General features: G+C 40.1%; 9 protein-coding genes. 5 read left to right on the top strand and 4 right to left on the bottom strand.

Annotated features, from left to right (window positions below):
• Positions 1–63: 63 nt before the first annotated feature.
• Together ACP6PM_RS19935 and ACP6PM_RS19930 are read left to right on the top strand one after the other, a co-directional pair.
• Complete coding sequence (locus ACP6PM_RS19935; RefSeq protein WP_426587674.1) at positions 64–1,710, top strand: TIGR03032 family protein; 1,647 nt, start codon at positions 64–66, stop codon at positions 1,708–1,710.
• Between the two features lie 212 nt (positions 1,711–1,922).
• Positions 1,923–3,869 carry an FG-GAP-like repeat-containing protein gene (locus ACP6PM_RS19930; protein WP_426587672.1) on the top strand — a complete coding sequence of 649 codons (1,947 nt, stop codon included), beginning with the start codon at positions 1,923–1,925 and terminating at the stop codon, positions 3,867–3,869.
• Positions 3,870–4,501: 632 nt separating this feature from the next.
• Here ACP6PM_RS19930 and ACP6PM_RS19925 read toward each other — a convergent pair.
• Positions 4,502–5,554 (bottom strand): dipeptide epimerase, encoded by a 1,053-nt coding sequence (locus ACP6PM_RS19925; RefSeq protein ID WP_426587670.1) that lies wholly within the window; start codon positions 5,552–5,554, stop codon positions 4,502–4,504.
• A 210-nt stretch (positions 5,555–5,764) separates the two neighbouring features.
• On the bottom strand, positions 5,765–5,947 hold the full coding sequence (locus tag ACP6PM_RS19920; protein WP_426587669.1) for a CsbD family protein: 183 nt from the start codon (positions 5,945–5,947) through the stop codon (positions 5,765–5,767).
• A 462-nt stretch (positions 5,948–6,409) separates the two neighbouring features.
• Here ACP6PM_RS19920 and ACP6PM_RS19915 point away from each other — a divergent pair, with 462 nt between their 5' ends.
• Positions 6,410–7,279, top strand: coding sequence for a DUF6816 family protein (locus ACP6PM_RS19915; protein ID WP_426587668.1), 870 nt, complete (start codon positions 6,410–6,412; stop codon positions 7,277–7,279).
• Positions 7,280–7,468: 189 nt separating this feature from the next.
• On the opposite strand, the gene ACP6PM_RS19910 is transcribed toward ACP6PM_RS19915, so the two are convergent.
• Entirely contained in the window at positions 7,469–8,485 is a 1,017-nt protein-coding gene (locus ACP6PM_RS19910; RefSeq protein WP_426587666.1) for a VOC family protein, read from the bottom strand.
• A gap of 493 nt (positions 8,486–8,978) precedes the next feature.
• Here ACP6PM_RS19910 and ACP6PM_RS19905 point away from each other — a divergent pair, with 493 nt between their 5' ends.
• Complete coding sequence (locus ACP6PM_RS19905; protein ID WP_426587664.1) at positions 8,979–9,176, top strand: hypothetical protein; 198 nt, start codon at positions 8,979–8,981, stop codon at positions 9,174–9,176.
• 506 nt (positions 9,177–9,682) lie between these two features.
• Here ACP6PM_RS19905 and ACP6PM_RS19900 read toward each other — a convergent pair.
• Positions 9,683–10,897 carry an HhoA/HhoB/HtrA family serine endopeptidase gene (locus ACP6PM_RS19900; RefSeq protein ID WP_426587662.1) on the bottom strand — a complete coding sequence of 405 codons (1,215 nt, stop codon included), beginning with the start codon at positions 10,895–10,897 and terminating at the stop codon, positions 9,683–9,685.
• A gap of 79 nt (positions 10,898–10,976) precedes the next feature.
• Between ACP6PM_RS19900 and ACP6PM_RS19895 the strand changes: the two genes are divergently transcribed.
• Positions 10,977–11,345 (top strand): metal-sensing transcriptional repressor, encoded by a 369-nt coding sequence (locus tag ACP6PM_RS19895; RefSeq protein WP_426587660.1) that lies wholly within the window; start codon positions 10,977–10,979, stop codon positions 11,343–11,345.
• Positions 11,346–11,726 lie beyond the last annotated feature (381 nt).

Raw genomic sequence — 11,726 nt, 5'->3', positions numbered from 1 at the left:
TTCTGACTGAAGAATCCCGCGCTCTCCCGTAGGGGAGCGTCGGGAGTATGTCAATTCTTAGTAGTGACTCAACTTCCCAAACCGACTGCCCAAACTTCCAGCTTTGAGATTACCACATCTGCCCAATTTGCTGCCTGGCTGGCCAAACACCATCTCAGTTTGGCTTTCACCACCTATCAAACCAATCGCCTATTTTTTATCAGTTGTCAAACCAACGGGCGGCTAAAGTTCCATGAACGGCTATTTGATAAACCTATGGGACTTTATGCAGATGGGGAAAGACTCTATATGAGTACCCGTTACCAATTGTGGCAGTTTGAGAATCTGTTGGAACCTGGAGAAAAGTATGGACAATGCGATCGCCTTTATGTCCCTAGGACTTCCTACATCACAGGGGATTTGAATGTCCATGATGTGGTGTTGGATGATGCACAAAATATTGTTTTTGTCAATACCGACTTTAGTTGTCTCGCTACTCTTGACCCCAACTATAGTTTTGTTCCCCTGTGGCAACCGCCGTTTATTTCTAAGCTAGTTTCCGAAGACCGCTGTCACCTGAATGGTTTGGCAATGGTAGACGGAAAACCTAAATATGTTAGTGCTTGTAGTGCTACGGATACGGCTACTGGATGGCGGAACCATCGACGGGATGGAGGGGTTGTTATTGATGTTGAACAAAACGAAATTATCGCCACAGGCTTATCGATGCCCCATTCTCCCCGTTGGTACAAAGGGAAATTGTGGCTTCTCAACTCCGGAACCGGAGAACTGGGATACATTGACAAGGGTAAATTTGCCCCAATTACCTTTTGTCCAGGGTTTGTGAGGGGGTTGGCATTTTGGGGAGACTTTGCTGTTGTGGGCTTATCGAAGCTGCGTTCCCAGCCTTTTACGGGACTTGCCCTAGAAGAACGGTTGAAAGCCCAGGGAAATACGGCCCATTGTGGGGTGATGGTAATTAATTTAACTACAGGCCAAATTGTGGAGTGGGTTCATATTGCAGAGACAATTGAAGAATTGTTCGATATTGTGATTTTGCCCAATATTCGGCAACCGGAAGCTTTGGGTTTACAAGGAGATGAAGTTCAACGCTTAGTGACGTTTCCTAATTCCGGGGGTATTGTGACGACGAAACCCACAGTCAAACGTCCGAGTATTGGGAAGTCGGCACCAGTAGCGGGTTTACCCCAAGCTCTACAACAACCCAAACAACCAGTCGCAGTTAAATATCAACGGGTTTATAACCTCAACCGCGCCAATGCCCTGGACTACGATGCACTGACTTATCCCAGTTTAAGACAACGTTGGCAGACCCAACCGCCCAAAGGGGAAGTATTTGGGATTTCTGCTGCGGTGGAGGGGTCTTTAGTGGGGTTTGTTATTGCTGAACTTGTCAGTCGTGAAACAGCGGAAATTATTTCACTGTTTGTCTTACCAGAGTGTCGCCGACAGGGAATTGGCACAAAATTGTTAGTTTATCTCGAACGTGAACTCCGACAACAGCAATGTCAACAGTTAACGCTGAGTTATCAAAATAGTTCTCTAACTGAGAAAGCATTAGAACCGACTTTAAAAAAATTACAGTGGCAACCACCTCAAATTCAGTTGGGTTGGGGTTCAAACCCTGTAGAAAACCGAGAGTGCCAAACTCGTAAATTCCTGGGTTCAACGTCCCCGACCTCCCAAAACTCAAACAGACATTTGGAGTGAATGAACTGATGCTGACTAACAACAAATTCAAAGTTTGGACTATCCAGCCTCCCTGAGTCCGTTTGGCAATACCCCGGCTGAACCCTTGAACAGTTTGGGGTGGCTTTAATAGACTCAACGGGTGGGTTGGATAGTAACTCACCGAGTGGCGACTGATGCCATTCATAATTTGACAAACGTGAATTTTTTTGTATTTGGAGTAAGTAAATATCATGGCCGATCCGAATTTTTTATCTCCTGTAACCAACCCCTTTGGACTCACAGATGTGGGAGGTCGTAGCAAACCCACCTTGGCTGATATTGATGGGGATGGGGACTTGGATGTTTTTGTGGGGAATGTTGTTGGCAATATTGCTTTCTTCGAGAATACAGGTGATGCCAGTAACCCTAGCTTTGCTACTGCTGTAACCAACCCCTTCGGACTCGCAAATGTGAGTGCTGATAGCAACCCCACCTTTGCTGATATTGATGGGGATGGAGACCTCGATGCTTTTTTGGGGAGTGGTTTTGGCAATATTGCTTTCTTCGAGAATACAGGTGATGCCAGTAACCCTAGCTTTGCTACTGCTGTAAACAACCCCTTTGGACTCACAAATGTGGGATCTAGTAACAGCCCCATCTTTGCAGATATTGATGGAGATGGAGACCTCGATGCTTTTTTGGGAGAGTATTACGGCAGTACTTTGTTCTTCGAGAACACAGGTGATGCCAGCAACCCTAGCTTTGCTACTTTCCAATTCAACCCCTTCGGACTCACAACTGTGGGAGATCGTAACGACCCCAACTTTGTTGATTTTGATGGAGATGGAGACCTTGATGCTCTTATAGCTGAGGAGGGTACAAGGATTAATTTCTTCGAGAACACGGGTGATGCCAGTAACCCTAGCTTTGCTACTGTCCAAATCAACCCCTTTGGACTAATACCTCCAGAAAGTTTTGGCGCTGCTAGCTTTGCTGATCTTGATGGAGATGGAGACCTCGATGCTTTGTTAGGGGGATTGACTGGCAATAATTTTTTCTTGGAGAACGTTCCGGTTGTTACCAATCAACCTCCTGTCGCCGTAGATGATACCGTAACCACTGATGAAGATAGCGCCACCTCTGGAAATGTTCTCACCAACGATACCGATGCCGATAGCGACTCCTTAACGGTAACAGAAGTTAACGGTGTGAGTGGGGATGTGGGAACTGAAATCACTCTCAATTCTGGTGCATTGTTAACTGTTAACAGTAACGGTACATTCGACTACGATCCCAACGGTCAATTTGAAAGTCTGGGTGTGGGAGAAAGTGCCACGGATAGTTTCACCTATACCATTGATGACGGAAGCGGTGAAACCGATACAGCGACTGCCACTATTACTATTGATGGTGTTAATGATGCCCCCATCTTAGAGCAAGAGATTGATGACCAAATCATCTCAACCAACGAGAACTTATCATTCGATACCAGTGTCTACTTCAGTGATGTTGATACCAACGACACCCTGGCTTATTCCGCATCTAACTTACCGAGCGGCTTTAGTATTGATGCTAATACTGGAATTATCTCTGGTAGCAGTAATTCCGCTAGCATTACTCCCATCACGGTCACAGCTGATGATGGCAATGGTGGCACAATCAGTGATACCTTTGAGTTAATTCTGGCTAACAATCAAGGGACTCCTAATCCTGATGTGATTCTGATGAGCATGGTCAGTGGCAATCGCATCAACGCTAAAGCCAGTGACGATGTAATTTTTGGTAGCTCTGCTAATGAGAAACTGGGTGGTTGGAAAGGTAATGATATCATTGATGGTGATGGTGGTCATGATGTGATCTCTGGTGGTTTTGGCCATGATACCCTCACAGGTGGAGATGGTGACGATCGGATATTTGGAGGTTTTGGCAATGACTTAATAGAGGGTGGCTTAGGTTCAGATACTCTGGTTGGAGGTTTTGGTCACGATACCTTTATTATCGCTAGTGGAGAAGGAACCGATAAAATCAAGTCTTTCCAACTCGGAGTCGATCGGATTGGATTAGCGGGGGGTTTAACCTTCAACGACTTGTCCTTCTCTGGCAACAAGATTATTGAGACTTCGACTAATGAAGTGTTAGCGAAGTTGCCCTGGTTTAATACTAATCATCTGAGCAGTTCAGATTTTCTCACAGTTTAAGTTTAGAAGCTGTTTGTAAACTCATAAAAACCTCTCTCCAAACCTCTCTCCTGCGAGGAGAGAGGCTTTGAAACCCCCCTTCCCCCCTTCCCTTGTAGGGAAGGGGGGTTAGGTTTGCGCGGATTCATCGGTTCTATGCATTTCTTAGTTGTAGGTTGGGTTAAGCGACAGCGCAACCCAACAAATACTTACACTCCTTTCTGTTATATTCTGGTTAATTATTACAACCCGATCTGATATCATGTCCGGTAGCATCGGAGCGTGTATAGGATTAATATTATGTTCGGTTAAATAGTTATTAGACATCTCCGGAAAAGAGGGAACGCTTAACACTTAACTGGGAACAGGAAGAAAGAATAGAGAATTTCTGGATCAGAATTGATTTGATTTTTAATTTTCGGAGATGTCTATTATAATTACAGTTCGTAGTAGGGCTTGAGCCCTATCTACAGTTCGGGCTGAAGCCCTACTACGAGCAAAAACTTTATTATAAGTGATTATTCGAACATGATATAAGTCACAATTGTAAGAAACCCTTTCCTACGGAATGCTACACAAACAGCATAAGTGCCTTCTGCCCTCTGCCTTCCTTCCACAAAAGTGTAAGTATTCAAGCGGACATGATCTGACTTCTAACTTCTGACTTCACCAACCCCCAACCCTGGTAAGTCATTCGGCAACAACCTCCCTTTATCCATCACCGCACCCGTAAACGGATCGTCAATCAAATTCAGATGACTATCCAAGTCTAAATAATTTGCTAATGGTGCGAGTTGTGCTGCTGCTGTATTTGCCAAGCAACTGTCAGAATAACAACCAAACATCACTTGTAAACCACAAGCTTTGGCTACATAAACCATCCGCATCGCTTCCGTTAACCCCCCAGACTTCATCAACTTAATATTGATGCCATGTACTCGATCTGCCAACTGAGGAATATCCTTGGCAGTAAAACAACTTTCATCTACAAAAATAGGTAATGGCGATCGCTCATAAAGATGCGGTAAATCTTTCATTGCGGAAATAGCAGCTAATGGTTGTTCCACATAAACAACTCCAACCTCCGATAACCAGTCACACATTTTGACAGCATCCTTCAGACTCCAACCTCCATTAGCATCGACATATAACAAAGCATCAGGGGGTGCTTCCTCTTTGACCGCCATCAACATTGCCTTATCCGCTTCAATACCTTCGGGACTACCTAATTTTACTTTCAACACCCGCGCATCAATAAAATCTAACCAGTTTCGCACCCTTTGTCTAGCTGCTTCCGGGGTACTGATGCCAATAGTAACAGAAATAGGCACAATGCGATCGCGTTCTAATCCCCAAAGTCGCCATAAAGGCAACCCTACTTTTTTCCCTACCCAGTCATGCAAGGCAATATCAATAGCTGCTCTAGCTGCTGATGGTATTTGTAATTCTGTTAAGACTTGCTCAATTTGCTGTCGCTCAAGTGGACTAAATTTTTCTAGAGCAGGGGTAACTTGTTGTAAAGCGTGTTGTAAAATTGTGGTAGGTTGTGGTTTTTCTCCTACTGAAAATGGTGAAGCTTCTCCCCAACCTTCAATATTTTCTTGTTGTATTTTTACCAAAATATTGGTACTCTCAGCAGTAGTTCCGCGACTAATAGTTAAAGGAAATCTTTTATGGACTGTAAATGTTTGAATCTGAATTTGCATAATTATTAATCTTTATCGCGCTACGCGCTAGGGAACAGGGAACAGGGAACAGGGAACAGGAGACTGTCAAAGAGTTTCAGGATTTAGAAGTGTCCTAACCTTAATCTGTAACGCTATAGTATGTGGGAATACTAATATTAAAAGAGAGCATTCTACAAAATGCTCTCAAATCAAAAATTTTTGAACCTTAAAATTTCCAGAATTTGCGGATTAATCAATCATTTTTTTTACTCGATCTTTTACGTTTTCAACAGATTGTTGAACTGATGCTTCAATTTGCTTTTTCTTTCCTTGAATTTTTTGTTTGTTGTCTCCTGTAATTTCACCTAAAGTTTCCTGAGATTGTCCTTGTAGTTTTTTAAATGCTGCCTTGATTTTATTTATTAAACCCATGTTATTACTCCTAGATAAAATAATTTTTAGTTAGTTAAGCATCTAATAAACAATTTTTTTTACACACAATGAATCCTTAAATTGTAGGTAGTCCTGTAAATGTAGTGATTTAGGCTGGAGGGAGGGAACACTTAACTGGGAATACTTAACTGGGAACACTTAACTGGGAACAGAAAAGCCCCTAAATTCTAGATTTCAAAACAATAATCTAAGATCCATAATTAACCTTTTATCCGAGTATCACTACTTGTACAGCACTACCAAATTGTCAAATTTTTACTAGGTTCTAGTGGGTAATTTATTTTGTCTATTTGCTTATTCTATCCTATTCTAGGATATAATATCAGGAATATATTTGTCAATCTACTTAATATCTCTTTAAATTGCCATTTTTTTGACAATTATCAATGCTATACTAGGTAAGTTGTCTAATAAAAAAACAACCACATAACTTACAAATATATGAAAGTTTATCAAAATTTTTGGCAAGTAATCTTGAATTTAAGCTTAATTATAATTATTTTACTTTGGACTAATGATGCAGCAGCAGAAACCCTTGCTGATAGAATTGCTAATTTTCCTAACTGGGAAAATAAACCATCAATTAGTGCTGCTAAGAAAGATTTAATTTATCCAGACTGGATGGAGGGAAATTGGAATGTGAAAAGCACTTTAATAGATATGGTTGCTCCATTAGCTCCAGAAATTGTCACGCCAGGTTTTGAAAATAATCGTCAATATTTGGATCAACCAGTAAATTTTCAAGTTAGATTTATTAAGCTGAAATCAAACTTGAATACCAAAGAAATCTCAGGACAAAAATTAATAAATTTTCCTGCATCTTGGAATTCTGTGATTAATAATAGCAAAATTGAAAAATTAGATTTACCTCCAGAGGCAGTTATAGCTGACCGAGAATTTAATGGGTTAAATATTGGTAAAGAATTGTTAGGTGATGATGCAATTTTATCTGTCAAAATTGACCAAGATAATCCTAATCGCCAGACAACTATTTTGGCAGATAATCTAGAGTTAGTTTCAGTTATTACCAGTCGGGCTAGCGAACAATTAAACCCAGATAATTTTATTAGTTGTGAAATAACTCAGCAGCTATTTCAGGGTGAAACAATGATTTACTTAAATGAGGTAGAAACAACTACAGATTATCATCATATTATCGATGAAGATAGAGGAGAAATAATTGAGGCAAATCAGATAACAGCCATTTATTTATCACCTCAAGACCCCGATTATTTTTTAGCAGTTAATCGCCCAGTAGCATTGTATCGTTATCAATTAGAATTATCTGCTCCTTTAGGGAGTGGGGAGTAGGGAGTAGGGAGTAGGGAGTAGGGGAGTAAAAAATAAGAAAAACAACTCCCCATTATTAAGATGAAATGGGTCATTTCACCTATCAGTACCTCTTAACTGTAATTCATTATCAACAAAAGCGTTGTAATTAAAAAGATTAGCTAAAAGGAACAGGCAAGATTCCCATTCTACAAAACTATTACAATCATCTTACTTACTAACTAAATTCCACAAATAACCATCAGGAGCAACAAAAGAAAAACTCTGTTCGCCAAATTCATTATTAACAATATCTGTAATTTGTGTCACTGTTGAATTTTTAATTCTGTCAAAATAATATTTTATATTATTAACTCGATAAGTATACAAAGACATTCCTAAACAACCAGGTTGTGACTTATCAAAACCAGACTGCAACTTAATTTTTTCAGGAAAACGAATAATATACATTCTCCCAGATCGCGCTTCTTGCCAATTTGTTGAAGAGCGCGGGTCATCAAAAGTTGTAACTGTAAACTTTTCTCCTGGTTGTAATTCAAAAATTTGTCTAGCTGCTTGTGAACTTTCATAAGAAGTTTCCGAGTTATCGCGCGATCGCAACAAACCCAACACATCCTCATAAAACTGCAAGCTTTTCTTACTATCATCTTGTACAATCATTCCTGCATGAGTAACTTGGCTAGTTTTTAAAGTAGAGGCACGATCAATTTTGCCATATTCTGGCACTGTGTAATTGAAGCGTTCAAACAACACCTGGCGCGTCAATGGTTGCAATAACATCATTTCCCGCACTCCCACTGCTGGATCGAAAAATGGGCGACCTTTATCTGTTTTGTAAATTATTTCCCACTGGGGAAAAGTGTATTTAATTGGCAAACCTGCTAACTTGCCATCCTCAACATGATTAAGAATATTCAAAACATCGGTAGTTAAGGTTGTCGCCCAACGATTGCCTAAGACTTTCATGGAAGTCATTTCTAAACCTTGATTTATGGGTTTTTCCCAAACCATCAGGCGAATTAAACCATGATCGGCATTTTGATGATCGAGTCGAATAGAGCGTAAATTGGAATTTACTCCATATAAGTTATTAACTGTGGGAGAAGTTAATTCTCCTGTTTTGCCAATGCGATAACCAAATTGTTGCCAATATTGAATCATTGGCAAAGGTTCGGTAATACCGATGCAGACTTCATAGATACCTTCGATAGTGGGATTGTTATTCATATTTTTTATACATTAGCTCCTATGTTCGGGTAATTATTTATAATAAAGCCTTTGTTTGTAGTTGGGCTTTAGCCAAGCTATAGGGGAAGGGGCTAAAGCCCAACTACGAGCCTTAAGAGAGCGAAACAAGATATATTCGTAAAAATAATTCGATGAGACCTAAGAGCAGCTCAATACGATATAAGACTTATGAGTTAAAACATATTTTCCTCATTGCGACCTACAGGGAAGCAATCTCTCATTTAGTTTTTCCTACCTCATGCGTAAGTCTTGATAATATTTAGAAGGCGGTAACAGAATAAGTTAATCTTCTAACTTTGGGTCGATAAGCGATCGCCATGACTTGTAGGGGCAAATGACCTCGCCCTTACTCCTTCTCTTTTTTTCTCCTACGATACCTGGCACTTCCGAAGTCAGAAGTCAGAAGTTTGAAGTCAGTAGTAGGGTGCGTTAGGCGCTTACGACATTCCGACGGTTGACCTGTCAATACCAAATGCGCCGTAACGCACCGACCAAAAGTCCAGTAGTAGACCAACAGGGTAGAGTTCCCAAAACAAAGGTATCCCCCGGACAAATTCCTTTACCATTTTTGATAGAAAAAATTGTCTTGATGGAAATTCCAGCTATTGCAGAGACAGCGATAAATTTTATTAAAGCGAATCGTTTTCCCTATTATTCTGTGAAGTGGTAGGGGCAGGTTAAGCCGAAAGCGTTAGTATATTAGCAATTGATATTGATAAACCCGCCCCGCGCCCGGTAGTGGATGATATTGCTCTCCGGCGAGTTCGTCCGATTTTGTAGGGGCGGGTTTCACCAAAAATCTTGGTACATGATGTTAATTGCTCAAAACCCGCCCCGCTCCACGCAGTAAATCTGAGGGCGGGTTTATTTGATGAGTGGGTAATGCCGATATTGATTGAACGCGGAATGGGGGCGGGTTTACTAACTTGTAGTGTCACGCCATTAATTTAATGTGGAACCCGTCCCTACTATTGCCACATTTTAGGCGTGTCACCGTACTGGGTTGGGGGCGGGTTTACTAACTTGTAGTGTCACACCATTAATTTAATGTGGAACCCGCCCGTACTATTACCACATTTTAGGCGTGTCACACCTCTGGGGATGGGGCCAGTTTATTAACTTGTCGTGTCACGCCATTAACTTTAACGTGGAACCCACCCCTACTATTACCACATTCTAATAATTCATTTGCTCAGTCATAACAAATAGTTCTTTTTCTATACCATTTCGTAGAATTTTGAACTGCAATTTTTCACCTACACCACCGGCTTCAACAGTCCTTTGTAATTGTTCAGAATTAACCATTGATTGATTGTCAATTTCTACAATTACATCTCCTATCCGCATCCCTGATGTTTCTGCTGGAGTATTAGATAATACTTTCGTTACTAAAACTCCTTTTACCTCTGGCAAAAGTAAAACAGAATTGGGGTCGCTATTATTTTGTTTGGCAATTTCTGGAGTTAGAGTAATCATCTGAATACCAACAAAAGGATGAGGTACTTGTTCTCCACGAGCTAATACGTCTTTAATTTCTTTCGCTTTATTGATAGGAATAGCAAAACCAATACCCATAGCATCAGGTCTAATTGCAGTATTAATCCCAATTACTTCACCCAGATCGTTCAACAGGGGACCCCCAGAATTTCCTGGATTAATCGCTGCATCAGTTTGAATAAAGTCTAATCTCTTATCAGGAATTCCTACTGCTGAACTAGGACGTTTCAAGGTACTAATAATTCCTAGAGTAACAGTGTTATTAAATCCTAGAGGATTTCCTACTGCGATTGCCCAATCTCCTACTTGTACGGAGTCAGAATTGCCAAGAGCTGCTACTGGTAAAATTTCACCTTTTGTCTCAACTTCAACTACTGCTAAATCTGTAACTTTATCTGTTCCTTTTACTTCTCCAATAAACTTTCTTCCATCATTTAAACTCACAGTAACTTTGTCAGCTTTATCTACTACATGAGCATTGGTTAAAATTATGCCTTTCGAGTCAACAATAAAACCTGAACCTTGACCTTTCAACAATTCTTGCGAAGGTGGTTGAACCCTTAAATTGTCATCAAAGAAACGTTCAAAAAAAGGGTCTTCAAAAAAAGGATTATTTGGACGAGTAATTAGTCGCTCCGTGTCAATTCTAACCACGGCTGCACCAACTCTATTGACTGCTGCTGTTACAAAGCTATTACTATTTCTAGTATTGCTCGGATCTGGCAAAGTTTGTAATGCTACTAATTGAGGACTAGATAAACTTTCAAATACTCTTGAAGCTGCCATTGCTGATACTGTTGGTAGACAAGCAACTATAAAAGTAAAAACGATAAAGATGGCCAATAATTGAGATATTATTTTAGTAGTTATTCGACAAAAATTCAACAATTTCATAGCACTAATATTTGATTGACTAACTTAGTAGGTTTGGTGTTACAATATTGCTAACAATCCTATATTATACTATAAATTTATGGTGATATCTGACAAACAAAAAAATCAGCCAGCTAATGATACAGTTCAGACAGATTCAAATTCTGAACATCACCATCACTCTTCTGCTCATCCTCATGTTCATAGTGAAGAATCTCTACAACGTCTGATCAATAGATTATCAAGAATTGAAGGGCACGTTAGAGGAATTAAAACTATGATTAAAGATAATCGTCCTTGCCCTGATGTGTTGATACAAATAGCTGCAGTTCGTGGTGCTTTAGACCGAGTAGCTCGTATGGTTTTGGATAATCATTTATCTGATTGTATTGTTCGGGCGACTCAAGATGGAGATATTGATGTTGAAATTGCTGCTTTAAAGTCAGCTTTAGACAGATTTTTACCTTAGACTTCTTGCAGAAGTCAGGGAATAGGGAATAGGGAATAGGGAATAGAGAATCAAAAATTTCATATCTTGAATTTATTTAATTAAAACTTTTGCAAGAGGTCTCTGAAATGAGGGATTAGGGAGTAGGGAATAGGGGAAAATAATTAATTTTATTTTTTATTATTGCAGATGTCTATAAATCAGGGAGTAGGGAGTAGGGAATAGGGAATAGGGAGTAGGGAGTAGGGAGTAGGGAGTAGGGGAAAATAATTGATTTTATTTTTTATTATTGCAGATGTCTATAAATCAGGGAGTAGGGAGTAGGGAGTAGGGAATAGGGAATATGGGGAAATAATTGATTTATTTTTTATTATTGGAGATGTCTATAAATGAGGGAGTAGG

This window comes from Dapis brunnea BLCC-M229, from assembly GCF_050015995.1.
GTDB lineage: Bacteria > Cyanobacteriota > Cyanobacteriia > Cyanobacteriales > Microcoleaceae > Trichodesmium.
The sequence above is the reverse complement of the archived record's forward strand: the minus strand, read 5'-3'. Positions and strand labels throughout refer to the sequence as shown.